The organism is Novosphingobium sp. FW305-C-111 (assembly GCF_058783565.1).
Genome location: NZ_JBYSYP010000006.1, coordinates 124,465 through 139,417, shown reverse-complemented (window position 1 = coordinate 139,417; position 14,953 = coordinate 124,465). Strand labels below are relative to the sequence as shown.

At 66.7% G+C, this 14,953-nt stretch carries 13 protein-coding genes; 5 read left to right on the top strand and 8 right to left on the bottom strand.

Annotated features, from left to right (window positions below):
• Positions 1-10: 10 nt before the first annotated feature.
• The gene (locus AC3WLD_RS08965; protein WP_492556607.1) at positions 11-880 is read right to left on the bottom strand and encodes an N-acetylmuramoyl-L-alanine amidase family protein; all 870 of its coding nucleotides are present in this window, start codon (positions 878-880) and stop codon (positions 11-13) included.
• Between the two features lie 605 nt (positions 881-1,485).
• Between AC3WLD_RS08965 and AC3WLD_RS08960 the strand changes: the two genes are divergently transcribed.
• From AC3WLD_RS08960 to AC3WLD_RS08950, 3 genes are all read left to right on the top strand, one after another.
• Positions 1,486-4,275 (top strand): Rne/Rng family ribonuclease, encoded by a 2,790-nt coding sequence (locus AC3WLD_RS08960; RefSeq protein ID WP_492556606.1) that lies wholly within the window; start codon positions 1,486-1,488, stop codon positions 4,273-4,275.
• A gap of 309 nt (positions 4,276-4,584) precedes the next feature.
• Positions 4,585-6,171, top strand: a complete 1,587-nt coding sequence (locus AC3WLD_RS08955) for a tetratricopeptide repeat-containing sulfotransferase family protein (RefSeq protein ID WP_492556605.1) — start codon at positions 4,585-4,587, stop codon at positions 6,169-6,171.
• A 123-nt stretch (positions 6,172-6,294) separates the two neighbouring features.
• Positions 6,295-8,670, top strand: a complete 2,376-nt coding sequence (locus AC3WLD_RS08950; RefSeq protein WP_492556604.1) for a TonB-dependent receptor — start codon at positions 6,295-6,297, stop codon at positions 8,668-8,670.
• 51 nt (positions 8,671-8,721) lie between these two features.
• Here AC3WLD_RS08950 and AC3WLD_RS08945 read toward each other — a convergent pair whose 3' ends face one another.
• From AC3WLD_RS08945 to AC3WLD_RS08930, 4 genes are all read right to left on the bottom strand, one after another.
• Positions 8,722-9,189 carry a winged helix DNA-binding protein gene (locus tag AC3WLD_RS08945; RefSeq protein WP_492556603.1) on the bottom strand — a complete coding sequence of 156 codons (468 nt, stop codon included), beginning with the start codon at positions 9,187-9,189 and terminating at the stop codon, positions 8,722-8,724.
• Positions 9,152-9,667 (bottom strand): hypothetical protein, encoded by a 516-nt coding sequence (locus tag AC3WLD_RS08940; protein ID WP_492556602.1) that lies wholly within the window; start codon positions 9,665-9,667, stop codon positions 9,152-9,154. The genes AC3WLD_RS08945 and AC3WLD_RS08940 overlap by 38 nt, the downstream gene beginning before the upstream one ends.
• Before the next feature lie 40 nt (positions 9,668-9,707).
• A complete protein-coding gene (locus AC3WLD_RS08935; RefSeq protein WP_492556601.1) occupies positions 9,708-10,034 on the bottom strand; it encodes a hypothetical protein in 327 nt (108 codons plus the stop codon).
• A gap of 67 nt (positions 10,035-10,101) precedes the next feature.
• Positions 10,102-10,620, bottom strand: coding sequence for a helix-turn-helix transcriptional regulator (locus AC3WLD_RS08930; protein ID WP_492556600.1), 519 nt, complete (start codon positions 10,618-10,620; stop codon positions 10,102-10,104).
• Positions 10,621-10,924: 304 nt separating this feature from the next.
• Here AC3WLD_RS08930 and AC3WLD_RS08925 point away from each other — a divergent pair, with 304 nt between their 5' ends.
• Together AC3WLD_RS08925 and AC3WLD_RS08920 are read left to right on the top strand one after the other, a co-directional pair.
• Entirely contained in the window at positions 10,925-11,875 is a 951-nt protein-coding gene (locus AC3WLD_RS08925) for an alpha/beta hydrolase (protein ID WP_492556599.1), read from the top strand.
• Entirely contained in the window at positions 11,872-12,609 is a 738-nt protein-coding gene (locus tag AC3WLD_RS08920; RefSeq protein WP_492556598.1) for an enoyl-CoA hydratase/isomerase family protein, read from the top strand. The genes AC3WLD_RS08925 and AC3WLD_RS08920 overlap by 4 nt, the downstream gene beginning before the upstream one ends.
• A gap of 1 nt (position 12,610) precedes the next feature.
• Here the strand turns inward: AC3WLD_RS08920 and AC3WLD_RS08915 are convergent, their stop codons facing one another.
• The 3 genes from AC3WLD_RS08915 to AC3WLD_RS08905 form a co-directional block, all read right to left on the bottom strand.
• On the bottom strand, positions 12,611-13,387 hold the full coding sequence (locus tag AC3WLD_RS08915; protein ID WP_492556597.1) for an enoyl-CoA hydratase: 777 nt from the start codon (positions 13,385-13,387) through the stop codon (positions 12,611-12,613).
• An 80-nt stretch (positions 13,388-13,467) separates the two neighbouring features.
• A complete protein-coding gene (locus AC3WLD_RS08910; RefSeq protein ID WP_492556596.1) occupies positions 13,468-13,848 on the bottom strand; it encodes a response regulator in 381 nt (126 codons plus the stop codon).
• Entirely contained in the window at positions 13,848-14,930 is a 1,083-nt protein-coding gene (locus AC3WLD_RS08905; protein WP_492556595.1) for a PAS domain-containing protein, read from the bottom strand. The genes AC3WLD_RS08910 and AC3WLD_RS08905 overlap by 1 nt, the downstream gene beginning before the upstream one ends.
• Positions 14,931-14,953 lie beyond the last annotated feature (23 nt).

Below are 14,953 nucleotides of genomic sequence, written 5' to 3'. Positions count from 1 at the left end.
CGCGGCGCGCTCACCCGTCCTGCGATGAAGAGGTGGCGAGGAATATCTCGATCGCCTTGGCCAGCGTCTCGGCAAAGCCGCTGCGCCAGGCGGCGTCGTCGAGCGACTGGGCGTCGGCGGCGTTGCTGATATAGCCGGCCTCGATCAGCACCGATGGCATGTCGAGCGACTTGAGCACCACGAACCCCGCGCCGCGCTGCGGATTGCCGTGAAACCGCATCCGCCCCTCGCCCTCGCGCAGGACGAGATCGGAGAACCTGACCGAACGCTGCGCCATCTCGCGCCGCGAGAGGTCGACGAGGATCGAGCTCACCGCGTCGGACTTGTCACCGAGCGAGACGCCGTTGACGACGTCGGCCTTGTTCTCCCGCGCCGCCAGCTTCGCCGCGACGGTGTCGGAGGCGGTGTCGGACAGGGTATAGACCGTCGCGCCGCTCGCATCAGTGTTGTCGGCGGCATCGGCGTGGACCGAAATGAACAGGTCCGCGCCCATCCGCCGGGCGATCCCGGAACGTTCGTCGAGCACCAGGAAGCGGTCGTCGCTACGGGTCAGCGCGACGCGGACCTTGCCGCTTTGCAGCAGGGCCTGGCGCAGCGACTGGGCGAGCGCGAGGGTCAGGTCCTTCTCGCGCAGCCCCCCCGCGCCGCTCGCCCCGGGATCGTGGCCGCCGTGGCCGGCGTCGATCACCACCAGCGGGCGGCTGGCGTCGGGCGGACCCTCGATCACCGGCAGGCCGACCGCCCCGCCGACCGGCGGCAGCGGCACGTGAAGCACGTAGTCGGGCACTTTCGCCTGCGACGTCCGCACCGCCACGCCGAGCCCGGCGAGGGCCAGCAGCGGCAGGGTTGCGATCCCGGCGATCTTCAGTCGCTTGTCCATCTCCGGACCGTGCTATGCCCCGCCGCGCCCCGCCCGGTCCAGCGCAAAACGGTTAACGCCGGGGCGACCGCGGTGTGACGATCCCATGTCACGGTTTTAATTGTAGCTTTGCAAAAGCGGTGCTAGCACCCATCTCACCGGAGCAAGCCAGCTCCGATCCCGGCCTCGCCAGCACCGCAATCCCTTGAAGGTCGCGCGGGCGGCAACCCTCCCGAAGGGCAGGAAAACCGGGGCCAGCTGGCCGCACATCCGGGTCGTGGGACCAAGGGCCGATTTCATAAAGACCCCGCCCACCCAGAAGGTTGAAGCCGTGATGATGAGCCGTGTTCCGTTCCAGTCGCAAGGTCCCGAAAGGGCCGCTGCGATCGTGACGGACCTGCTGGCGCGCCTTTCGCCGCGCAGCGTCATCGCAGCAGACGCACGTACCTCGCCGCCGGGCGTGGAGCGCAAGCCGCTCCGATCCGGCAAATCCGCATTCGTGGCCGCGACGGGACAGGCAGACGCCTCGTCCCGCGTGCGCTGCGCTTATCACAAGAACCGCGCAGCCCCCTCCCTCACAGGAGCGGCAGGAGTGATCCTGCGGGCGCGCGGACGGAGAACATTTGATGACAACGCGCATGCTGATCGATGCGCGCCACCAGGAAGAAACCCGGGTGGCGGTGCTCAAGGGCAATCGTATTGAGGAATTCGACTTTGAATCTGCCGATCACAAGCAGATCAAGGGCAACATCTATCTCGCCAAGGTAACCCGGGTCGAACCGTCGCTCCAGGCGGCGTTCGTCGATTTCGGCGGCAATCGCCACGGGTTCCTCGCCTTCAGCGAAATCCACCCTGACTACTACCAGATCCCCAAGGAGGACCGCGAGGCCCTGCTCGCGGAAGAGGCCGCCCACGCCGCCGAGGAAGCCGCGCTGCGCGCCGCCGAGGACGACGACGAGGACGATTACGGCGAATCCGCGCTCGACCGGATCGAAGACCACGATCACAGCGAGGACATGGGCGGCGGCCTGACCGAAGTAGATTCGGGCAGTCACGACCAGGTCGCGACGATCGAAGGCGGCCACGTCGAAAACGGCTTCGATGACGAAGACGCGCACGACGATGCGGGCGAGGAAAGCCACGACGAATCCGAAGCCTCCGACGAGGAAGGCAGCGAAGAGGATGGCGACGAGGGTGGCCGTGGCCGCCGGCCGCGCCGCGGTCGCCGCCAGGGTCGCAGCCAGGGCAAGGAAGCCGACGAGCTGCGCGCCAAGCGGATGGCGCTGCGCCGCCGCTACAAGATCCAGGACGTCATCCAGCGCCGCCAGGTGCTGCTCGTCCAGGTCGTCAAGGAAGAGCGCGGCAACAAGGGCGCGGCGCTGACCACCTACCTCAGCCTTGCCGGCCGCTACTGCGTGCTGATGCCGAATTCGAGCCACGGCGGCGGCATTTCCCGCAAGATCAGCTCGGCCACCGACCGCAAGCGGCTCAAGTCGATCATCGGCGAGCTCGACCTGCCCAAGTCGATGAGCTGCATCGTCCGCACCGCGGGCCTCCAGCGGACCAAGCCCGAGATCAAGCGCGACTTCGATTATCTCGCCCGCCTGTGGGACGAGATCCGCGAAACCACGATGCGCTCGAGCGCCCCGGCGCTGATCCATTCGGACAGCGACCTGATCAAGCGCGCGATCCGCGACATCTACAACCGCGACATCGAAGAGGTCGTGGTCGAAGGCGACAACGGCTACCGCGCCGCCAAAGACTTCATGAAGCTGCTGATGCCCAGCCACGCCAAGCGGGTAAAGCAGTATGCCGATCCGGTCCCGCTGTTCCAGCGCTATGGCGCCGAGGACCAGCTGACCGCGATGTACGATCCGGTCGTCCAGCTTAAGAGCGGCGGCTACCTCGTCATCAACCCGACCGAGGCGCTGGTCTCGATCGACATCAACTCCGGCCGTTCGACCAAGGAACACGGGATCGAGGCGACCGCGCTCTCGACCAACCTCGAGGCCGCGCGCGAAATCGCCCGCCAGCTGCGCCTGCGCGACATGGCCGGGCTCGTCGTCATCGACTTCATCGACATGGAGTACGGATCGAATATCCGTAAGGTCGAGAAGGCGATGAAGGACGCGCTCAAGAACGACCGCGCCCGCATCCAGGTCGGCCGCATTTCCGGCTTCGGCCTGATGGAGATGAGCCGCCAGCGTCTGCGCACCGGCGTGCTCGAGGCGACCACCCGCGCGTGCCCGCACTGCGACGGTTCGGGCCTGGTCCGCACCGCCTCGTCCGCCGGCCTTTCGGCGCTGCGGATGATCGAGGACGAAGCCGCCAAGGGCAAGGGCAGCATCATTTCGCTGTTCGCCAGCCAGGAAGCGGCGATCTACGTGCTCAACGCCAAGCGCGGCGATCTCGCCGAGATCGAGGAGCGCTATGGCGTCTCGGTCGAGGTGATCCCCGAAGGCGAGAACGAAGGCGCGAAGATGCGCGTCGCCTCGCGCGGGCCCCGGCCCGAGTTCGTGCCCCGCTTCGAGCCGATCGTCGAGCCCGAGGAGGACGATGTCGTCGAGGACGATTACGACACCGAGGATGAGCAGGAGGATGCGCGCGAGCGCCGCTCCGACGACGAGGATGAAGGCCGCCGCGGCAAGCGCCGCAAGCGCCGCCGTGGCCGTGGCCGCGACCGCGGTGAGGGCGAGGCCCGCGAAGCCGGCTCCGACGAGCAGGGCGAAGGCGAAGGCGAAAGCGAAGCCCAGGGCGACGCGGACGCCGAACGCGGTGAGGACGCTGCCCAGAACGACGATGGGGGCGATGGCAACGGCCGGCGCAAGCGTCGCCGTCGCGGTCGTCGCCGGCGGGGCGGCCTGCGCGAGGACGGCGCGGAGAACGGCGAGGCCGGTGAAGCCGAAGCCGGCGACGCTCCGGCTGACGCTGCCGAGCCGGTGGCCGAAGACGCCGATGCCCCGGTCGACGAAGCCCCGGCTCCGGTCGAGGACGCCGCCGAGCCTGCGCCCAAGAAGCGCCGCAGCCGCAAGAAGGTGACCGAGGAGGTTGCTCCGGTCGAAGCCACTGTGGCGGAAGCCGAGGCCGCTCCTGCAGCAGAGACGCCGGCAGCGGAAGCGCCCGCGAAGCCCAAGCGCACCCGCAAGAAGGCTGTGCCTGCGGCCGAAACGGAAGCGGCCCCTGCCGCCGAACCGGCTGCCGTCGAGGCGCCGGTCGAGGAAGCCCCGGCCAAGCCCAAGCGGACCCGCGCGAAGAAGGCCAAAGCCGAGGACGCGCCGGCCGTCGAGGCCGCACCGGAACCGGTGGCCGAACAGCCTGCTCCCGAACCGGCTGTCGAAGCCGCGGCGGAAGCCGAGGCTGCAGCACCCGCCGAACCGCCGCGGCGCGGCTGGTGGCAGCGCACCTTTGGCGACTGATCGGAATGCGGTGGGGGCGGGCGCGTCCCTCCCCCGCCGTTTCCGTCACACCGCCTGCAACAAAGGGATCCCCTCCCCCACCAGCATCGTCATGCTGAACTTGTTTCAGCATCCCGCGCGAGTACGGTTCCGCCAGCTCGTGGACAGCGAAGTGGCGAGGCGGCGCGCCGCACTGCGCTTGGGAGAGCGACGAAGGGGAAGCTGAAACAAGTTCAGCATGACGACGTTTTCTTCCGGTGCCCCTGGGCTTTCGACCTGCATCCGCGATTCCGTTGCGCCCTGCCCCTGCCCTCGGCTAGCACCACGGCGATGGCCAGCACCGCACTCCCGGCAAGCAACCCCCGCCTCGTCGCCGCGGCGGCTGCGCTCAACGCCAACCGGCTGGCCGAGGCCGAGCCCCTGCTCCGCCAGCAGCTCAAGGCCGACCCGTTCGACGTCGCCGCGATCCGGATGATGGCCGAACTGGCCGGGCGGATCGGCCGCTATCGCGACGCCGAGGTGCTGCTGCGCCGGGCGATCGAACTCGCCCCGTGGTTCACCGCCGCCCGCGCCAACCTCGCGCTCGTGCTCTACCGCACCAACCGTCCGGGCGAGGCGCTGGCAGAGCTGGCGCGGGTCAAGGCCGATGATCCCGACAACACCGGCCACGCCAACCTCGAAGCCGCCGCTTATGGCCGGATCGGTGCCTTCGACGAAGCGCTGGCGCTCTATGACCAGGTGCTGCGCGAGATGCCCGACCAGCCGCTGGTGTGGATGAGCCAGGGCCACCTGCTCAAGACCGTCGGGCGGCAGGACGAGAGCATCGCAGCCTACCGCCGCGCCATCGCGATCCAGCCGGGCCTGGGCGAGGCATGGTGGAGCCTCGCCAACCTCAAGACCGTGCGCTTCGACGCCGACGATCTGGCGCAGATGCAGCGCCTTCTGGACGGCGGCGACCTGTCGGACGAAGACCGCTTCCACCTCGACTTCGCGCTGGGCAAGGCGCTGGAGGATGCCGGCGATCCGGCGCGCGCGTTCGCGCACTATGCCGCTGGCAACGCCCTGCGGCGCAAGGGTTTGCCCTATGACGCGGACGAGACCACCCGGTTCGTCGACCGGATGATCGCATCGGTGACCCCCGAGCTGTTCGCCCGCAACGCCGGCAACGGCTGCCCCGCTCCCGACCCGATCTTCATCCTAGGCATGCCCCGGGCGGGTTCGACGCTGGTCGAGCAGATCCTTTCCAGCCATAGCCGCGTCGAGGGGACCAGCGAGCTTCACGACATCCCGGTGCTGGCGCGGCGCGAGGCGGATTATCCGGAGTGCCTCGGCGCGCTCTCGGCGGAGCGGCTGGCAGAGCTCGGCGCGGAGTATCTCGAACGCACCCGCATTCACCGCCGCACCGATCGGCCGCTGTTCATCGACAAGCTGCCCAACAACTGGGTCCACGCCGCGTTCATCGCGCTGGTCCTGCCGAACGCGACGATCATCGATGCGCGGCGGCACCCCCTGCCCTGCGGTTTTTCCAACTTCCGCCAGCACTTCGCGCGCGGGCAGGCGTTCGCCTATGACCTTGCCGACCTCGGCCGCTACTATGCCGACTATGTCCGACTGATGGACCACATCGACGCGGTCCTGCCCGGCCGGGTCCACCGCGTGCTTCACGAACGCATGGTCGAGGACACCGAAAGCGAAGTGCGCGCCCTGCTCGCCCACTGCGGTCTCGCGTTCGAACCGGCCTGCCTGGAGTTCTGGCGCAACGACCGCGCGGTGCGCACGGCCAGCTCCGAACAGGTCCGCCGCCCGATCAATCGTGACGGCACCGAAAGCTGGAAGCCGTTCGCCCCGTTCCTTGGCCCGCTGGAGGCCGCGCTCGGTCCGGCGCTGACGGGATGGCAGGGCGCAGTGGGGCACTGACATCGTTGTAAACTGGCAACAGCGCGCAGGTTAGCATGCGCCGCTTTCCGACCCCGCCTTGACGCGCCCAGTTACGCAGGTGCAGCATCATATCATATGTAACAGGATGGGGGTCATCTGGACATGCGTCACTCCGCCCGCCGGTCGCTCAGCGCGGCTTTCCTTGCCACCTCGGCCCTCGTCGCCGCGCCCGCGCTGGCGCAGGACGCCGCCGCCGATGCGGCCGCCAACGACGGCGAGGTGATCATCGTCACCGCGCAGAAGCGCAGTGAAAACCTGCAGGACGTGCCGATCTCGATCCAGGCCTTCAGCGAGGCCAAGCTCAAGAACTTCCAGGTCGCCAGCTTCGACGACTATGCCAAGCTGCTGCCTTCGGTGTCGTTCCAGTCGTTCGGTCCGGGCCAGTCGCAGATCTACTTCCGCGGCGTATCGAGCGGCGCGAATGCCAACGGTAGCCACTCCGGCCCGCAGCCGACCAGCGCGCTCTATGTCGACGAGGTCCCGCTGACCACGATCGGCGGCGCGCCCGATCTTCACGTCTACGACATCGAACGGGTCGAGGCGCTCTCCGGCCCGCAGGGCACGCTGTTCGGCGCAAGCTCGCTGTCGGGCACGCTGCGCCTGATCACCAAGAAGCCGAACCCGGGCAAGTTAGAGGCCGGGATCGACGTCTCCGGCACGACCTTCGCCAAGGGCAGCAATTCGTCCGGCGGGTCGATCGAAGGGTTCGTCAACGTGCCGCTGAGCGACATGGCGGCGATCCGCGGCTCGGCGTTCTACAAGCGTGACGGCGGGTATATCGACAATGTCGCCGGAACCCGCACCTATCAGGTCTTCAACGTCAACGGGGACCTCGTGCCGTTCACGGTGACCAATGCGCCGTTCGTGAAGGAAAACTTCAACCACACTGAAACCTACGGCGGCCGCCTCGCGCTCGGCATCGACCTCGATGACAACTGGACCGTCACCCCGGCGATTATCTACCAGAAGCAGGACTCGAACGGGGCCTACCTGTTCGACCCGGCTGTCGGCGATCTCCAGGTCCAGAATTACACGCCCGAGTTCGGCACGGACGAATGGTACCAGGCCATGCTGACGATCAACGGCAAGATCGGCAACTGGGACCTGACCTACGCCGGCGGGTACTTCGAGCGCGATACCGACCTGACGCAGGACTATTCGTCCTACACCGTCGCCTACGACAGCTTCGCCCCGTCGTACGCCAGCTTCATCGACGCGCAGGGCCGCAACATCGACCCGACCCAGACCTACCGCGGGCGCGACCACTACACCAAGCAGACCCATGAACTGCGGATCAGCTCGCCCGCCGGCAACCGCTGGAAGCTGACCGCGGGCGTGTTCTACGAACGACAGACCGACTTCATCAAGGCCGACTACATCATCCCCGGCCTTGCCTCGATCCCGGGCGGCCTGTCGGTGCCGACCTGCGGCGACGACATCTTCTGCACCCGCGTCAACCGCATCGACCGCGACTACGCCGGGTTCATCGACGGCTCCTTCGACATCACGCCCACGGTCACGATCAACGGCGGCATCCGCTATTTCAAGACGCGCAACTCGCTTGCCGGGTTCTCGGGCTTCGCCAGCACGGTGGCCGACACCAGCACCTGCCCGCCGACCAGCGGGCCCTACCCGTGCCTGCTGTTCGACCGGACGGTGAAGGAAGACGGCGAGACCCACAAGGTGAACGTGACCTGGAAGGCGACGCCCGACCAGATGCTCTATGCCACCTACTCGACCGGCTTCCGTCCCGGCGGGATCAACCGGCGGCCGGGGATCAACCCGTACAAGTCGGACAAGCTCGACAACTTCGAGATTGGTTACAAGAGCCAGCTGTTCGACCGGATGCTGACGCTCAACCTCGCGGCCTTCTACGAAAAGTGGAAGGACCTCCAGTTCGGGCTTTCGCAGTTCGGCTCGGTGGGCGTGATCAGCACCTACAACGCCGGCGACGCACGGATCTACGGCGCGGAGGGCGACTTTGTTCTGCGTGCGGGACCGGTCACCCTGTCGGGCTCGGCGACGTACATCGACGCCAAGCTGACGACCGACTTCTGCTCGATCCGCGCCGGCAACCCGGACTGCTCGAACGGCATCGACGCGCCCAAGGGCACGCGCCTGCCGACCCAGCCGAAGTTCAAGGGCAACATGGCCCTGCGCTACAGCTACCCGATCGGCAGTGTCGACGCGTATATCCAGGGCGCGGTCTCGCACCAGGGCGGCACGCGCTCCTACCTGACGCTCGACGCCGCCGGCAACGAGGTGCTGCCGCCGACCGGCGCGTTCACCACCTTCGACCTGTCGATCGGCGGCAAGTGGGACAACGTGACCTTCGAGGTGTTCGCCCAGAACCTGTTCGACGAGCGCGGCATCCTCAGCCTGAACACCGTCTGCGTGCCGAGCATCTGCGGCGCCTATGCCCGGGCCTACCCGGTCAAGCCGCAGATGTTCGGGATCAAGGCCGGCTGGCGCTATTGACGCGTCAGGGGCCCGGGCGCTTTCCGTCCCGGGCCCCTGTCGATCACCTCACTATTCTGCGGCGAGCCGCTCGCCCGATGCCATTGCCTCGGCATCGGCAAAGCTCGCCATTTCCAGCAGAAGCCGTGCCCGGGTCGAGCCGAGGAAGCTTTCCATCGAGGCCAGGCCCTTGTCCGAAAGCCCGACGAAAGTGCGACGGCCGTCGCGTCCGTCGTGCTCGCGTTCGACCAGCCCCCGTGCCTCGAGCATCCTGAGCCAGCGGAGCGCCGTGGTCGGCGGGACATGCGCGCCGATGCAGGCACTGGTCGTCGGCACGCGGCGGTTTTCCCGTGCGGCCACATAGAGGTCGAGCAGGATGTCCCACGCCGGTTCGCCGAAGAAATCCTCGTCGAAGAACCGGTGCCGACGGCGCCGCTCGGCATAGAGCTCGCGGGCCAATGCCAGGATCGCCTGGCTGGCAATATCGGCTGCAGGGTCCTCGTTACCGACGACGCGGGGCCAAAAGTTCCCCGCGCTCATCGTGCGAACTCCGCCCGGAGCGCTGCACCAGTGACGGATCCAGCCGCCACGAGTTGTACGGACCGATTGCGCGAACCCGCATCACATGCGCGACCGTGCCGAGGGCGAGAAAGGCCAGTTGAAGGTAGAAGGGTGCCTGCGTCATGGCCCAGTAGCCGCGCAAGACTGCGTTCACCTCGAACACCTTGCCCAAGTGCCCAAGCATCACGATGTTCTGCGCCGCGCAGACCCACAACGTCCACCCCCGGTTGGCCCGCAGCGCGATCCCGAGGAAGAGCAGGAAGCAGACCGTGTCCATCGTAAGATGAACCGGGTCGATGTGCCTGAACGAGCTCGGTCCGAAGATCAGGTGATAGACGTAGTCCAGCACGATGTTCACCACCATGATGCCGGCCACCACCTGTTCGGGGCGTCCGCCCCTTTTCCAGGCGATCAGCGCAACAACGAGCAGATACAAGGCAAGAATTATCAGTCGCATGATTCATCACGAGCATCCATAGCTGGTCCGGGTCAAGCGCTCAGGCTGCGCGCCACGAGAACTGGTTGTTGCTTGCGCCCATCGGGGGGCACTCGTCGGTGCCGCCCGCGACTTCGCGGTTGATCTCGAGCAGTCGCCGGTGAACGCGCGCCAGGTCCCCCCCGGCGCTGAGCAGCGACTGCTGGCTGCGCGTCAGGCGCAGCAGCGCGTCCTGCCCGGTGCACGCGCCCTCGCCCGTGTCGCGGCGTGCCGTGACGAGGGTCGAAAAAAGCGACGACTGGCGCAGGAGAGCTTCGTTGATCGCATTTTCGGCGTCGCGCAGCTCGCGGGTGATCCGCAGGCGGGCAGTATCATGGTTCATCGGCATGCATGTCTCCTCCACCGGCAGCGAGCCGGTCCCGTCAGGTTTGCGATGAAGGAGAAGTTCGGCGGTCTTAGCGCACGTCGACGAGGGTGTAGAGCTGCGAGAACATGGCCAGGCCGCCCATGACCGCGACGATCAGGAAAACCGTGATCACCACGATGTACCCCAGACGAAACAGCGTGCCGTGTGGCCCGTCGAACATCTCCGGGAGGACGTGGTAGTAAGCCTGGGAGGGCATACCGGCCGGATGTAGGCTCCCGTCCCCAAACGGCACCAACCCCCGGACTTCCGCGTCGTCCTGCTGGTCGGTGTGCGCGTCGAACGCTGTGCTGGCGACGTGGGAATCCTCGTATATGGATCGTTCGTATAGGCCGATGAGGCGGCGATATTCCTGCGCCACCTCGCCGCGCGTCGCGACATTGAGCTTGGCGCGCGACAGCATGATCCGCTGATCGACGGTATGGGGAGAGATTCCGAGGATGCGCGAGATCTCTTTCGAGGTCTTGTGCTGGATCAGCAGGTCGAGCACTTCGCGCTGCTTGGCGGTCAGCCCGCCGAGCGGATTGGCCCCGATTTCGGTGTCCGTCATTGCCCCGTCAGCCCCTAGACCCGCAGAGTCCGGCATGCCGGTACATCCGCGTTCGTGCCATTTTGAAGTATTTCGAATGAAATTCCCAGTGTGATCAACAGACTGGGTTAAAAAATCGACGAACTGCGTCCAGATCGGACAGACCCCGTGTCATCTGCGGTCCCGAGACGTTGCAAATCAGAGCAATTCGGACCCGGTCAACTGGCGACATTTCCCGCCAATCCATCTGTTTCGGTTTGCATGCAGGGTGTTGCCGGAGCATCATCGGCAACGAAAGCGCGCCTAGACGCCCGTGGAGGATAGCTTGAGCACACTGCACCTCGTCGACCCTGAGATCCTGCCTGTCATCGAGGCGGTGCCCTTGCGCGGGTTCACGGATGACAACCTGGCAGAGATGCGGGCACAATCGGAAGCCAGCTTCGCGCTGTTCGGCGAGCCCGCACTGGCGCCGGACGTCAGGACGATTGCGGGACCCGATGGCGACATCGAGCTTTACCTTTACGATCCGACCCCGGGGGCGAGCGGGCGACCCGCGCTGCTGCATATCCATGGCGGCGGCATGATCGTCGGCTCGGCCCGGGTCATGCAGTTCGGGCCAGCCGGAATGGCTGCGGCGCTAGGCATCCCGGTCGCCTCGGTCGAATACCGCCTTGCACCAGAGACGCCGTTCCCCGGACCGCAGGAAGACTGTTATGCGGCGCTCAATTGGATCGTCGCGAATGCCTCGTCGCTGGGTATCGACCCCGACCGTATCGGCGTCATCGGCGAGAGCGCCGGCGGCGGCCTGGCCGCAGCGACGGCGCTGATGGCGCGCGATCGCGGCGGACCGGCCCTCGCGGCGCAGTTCCTGGTGTATCCGATGCTCGACCATCGTACCGGCAGCGACGCCTGCCCGTGGGGCAACCCCAGCACCGGTGAATTCGTGTGGACACGCGACTCCAACCAGTTCGGCTGGAAGGCCTTGCAGGGCGACTACGCCGCGGACGACGAGCGCAAAGGCTGGTTCTCCCCGGCGCTCGCCGAGGATCTCTCCCGCCTGCCGCCGACCTGGCTGGGCACCGGCAGCCTCGACCTGTTCTTCGACGAGGACCTTGACTATGCCCGCCGGCTCGTCGCCGCGGGGGTGCCGGTAGAGCTGCACAGCTACCCGGGCGCGATCCACGCTTTCAACGTCGTGGCCGAGGCGGCGATCAGCCAAGCCTTCAACCGCGACATGATGACCGCAATCGCTCGCCTGCTGAAGATCGGCCAATGAGCGAAAGTCCCGTCCTGCTCGAACGCGAGGGCGCGATCGCGTTCCTCACCCTCAATCGCCCGGAAAAGCGCAACGCGCTCGACCTCGCCACCTGGGAGGCGCTGAACGGCCACCTCGACACGATCGATGCCGCAGGCGAAGAAATCATGGTCGTCGTTCTGCGCGGCGCGGGCCCGGTGTTCTGCGCAGGCAACGATCTCAAGGCGATCGCCGCGGAGCCGCCCTTCCCGAATTACCAGGGCAGGACCGTGACCCGCCTCGCCGAGCTGCCGCAGCCGGTCATCGTCGCCGTCCAGGGCGGCTGCTATACCGGCGGGCTCGAGCTGGCGCTGGCCGGCGACATCATCGTCGCATCGGAAAGCGCCCGGTTCGCCGATACCCACGGTAAGTTCGCGCTCGTCCCGATCTGGGGAATGAGCCAGCGCCTGCCGCGACGGGTCGGCACATACAAGGCGCGCGAGATCAGCCTGACCGGGATTCCGGTGACCGGCGAAGAGGCCGCCCGGATCGGGCTCGCCAACCAGTGTGTCGCCGACGACGGCCTGTCGGCGAAGGTGCGCGAGCTGGCAGACGCCATCGCCGGGCAGAGCCCGCACTCGGTCTTCGCCTACAAGCGGCTCTTCCGCGAGCAGGAAGACCTGCCGCTGGCGGCAGGCCTCGTCCACGAGGTCTACAACTCCGCCGGACGCGGCGCGGACTTTCTCGAGCGGACGGGCGCGTTCGGCAGGAAGTAGCTCAGGCCTGGCTGCGGCCGCGCTCCATCACCGCACGGCGGCGCGCCTCCACTTCGCTCGCGTCGACCTGGCGGTTGGCAGCGGACGAGCGCTCATGCTCGAGCGCCATGCCGTCGCCGAACGAGCGCGCATAGCCTTCGTCGATCAGCCGCTTGTAGGACTGCACCATGCCGGGATCGGCGGTGGCGATGTCGGCCGCGAGCTTGCGTGCCGCGGTGAGCAGCTCGCCCGCCGGCACGACCCGGTTCACGAGGCCCCAGGCGCAAGCGGTCTGCGCGTCGAGGAAGTTGCCCGAGAGCGACAGCTCCTTGGCCCGCGAGATGCCGATCATCCGCGACAGCTTCTGCGACAGGCCCCAGCCGGGCATGATCCCGACGCGGGCGTGGGTATCGGCGAAGCGTGCGTTCTCGCTGGCAATGAGGATGTCGCAGGCGAGTGCGACCTCGAAACCGCCGGTGATGGCAACGCCGTTGATCGCTCCGATCACCGGCTTGGGGCACTGCTCGATCGCCTTGACGGGGTTCTCCGCCGCGCTTTCCGCGTTTGCTGCACCGAGGTTCGAGGTATCCGAGCCCAGTTCCTTGAGATCCAGCCCGGCGGTGAAGGCGCGCTCGCCGGCTCCGGTCAGGACGACGGCGCGGATCGCGTCATCCGCAGCCACCTCGCGCATCGCTGCGGCGAGATCGGCGCGCAGGGCCTTAGACAGCGCATTCATTGCTTCGGGACGGTTCAGGGTGACGGTCGCGACGGGTCCGTCGCGTTCGATGGTGACCAGCATTTACTCGAGCCTCGCCTGTTCGCGTTCCACGTTTCGAACAGTGCTATTTCACATTGCACCGCATGGATGCAACATGCGGATCAGCCGACCAACCGATCCGCCTCGATCCGCCGCAAGGCCCGGTCGACCACGACCGAAGCGGGGGTGGGCTTGGGCACCAGCTCGCCACCGAGACCGCGTACCATTTCGTCGAGCCGGTCGAGGTCGCCGGTGTGGAGAATATAAGGGACGCCCCGTGCCGCGAGTTCCCGCACCACGGGTTCGCAGGTGCAACCCTTGCCCAACGTCACGTCGAGGATTGCCGCGGAAACGGTCTGCGCAGCGATATGCGACAGCGCCTCGTCAGCGTCCATGGCAGTGAGTGCCGTGCAACCGGCGTCCTCGACCGCATATTCCAGGTCGAGCAGGATGAGTGGTTCATCGTCCAGCACGAGGATACGGCAGGGGTCTTCTCGCCCCATCACAATTCCTCCTTCAACGGCAGACGGACTTTTGCATGCAAACCCTCTGGACGCCAGTCGCGCTCTATAGTTCCCCGCGACATGGAAACGAGGCGATCGACGATCTGGAAACCTGACCCCGCTTCAGGATCGGAAGGGAGCACCAGTTCCGGTCCGCCTTCTTCCACCCAGTCGATGAGGATCATCGCTTCATCACCTCCGCGGGTCTTCTCACGCCGCCAGTCCACAGAAACCATGCCATCCTCGCTCGCCAGGGCTCCGTGCTGCCTGGCATTCACCGCCAGTTCGTGGAGCGCGAGGCCCAAAGTCGAGACCACGCTGAATTCCGTTCGCAGCCCATTGCCGAGCAGGCGGATCCGATGCCCTTCGACATCGTAGGGCTCGAGAACAGAGCGGATCGCCTGCCCGATCTCGACCGCGCCACGTGCCGCATCGTCGAGCGTCGTCTCATAAGCGCGGCCCAGTGCCTGGATACGCTCGTTGATGAGATGGGCTTCGTCCTCGATCCCTTTCGCGCGCGCAGTCATGTTCACGATTCCGCCGATCATCGCGAACATGTTCTTCATTCGGTGGGACAGTTCGCGGGCCATTTCGCGGGCGTACCGCTCACGCGCCCGGGTGACCCGAACGTCCGTGACGTCCCACTGGCTGCCGAAGTAGTAGAGCAGGCGGTCATCGGTGTCATACACCGGGCCGAGGTGCAGCGCGTTCCAGAACTTGCTGCCGTCCTTGCGATAATTGAGCAGTTCGACAACGCAGACCTGCTCGCTTGCGATCGCCTGGCGAACCCGTTCGATGGCGGCGGGGTCGGTGTCCTCACCTTGCAGGAACCGGCAGTTATGCCCGATGATTTCGCTCTCGTCGAAACCGGTCAGTTCGCGGAACGCACGGTTTGCGAAGACGATGGGCATGTCCGGCTGGTGGGGGTCGCACAGGCAGATCGCCATGCGGGTCTGCGCCATGGCCTGTTCGAACAGCACACCCGACGAACCGTCGAAGCGAACTTCCGGATGAGATGCGCGGAATCGCTCGGGGCTGTCGTCGTAAGCCCGATGTGCCTGATCGTTTGGATTGCCGGACAATTCCCGCCCCTGGTACCCGTACT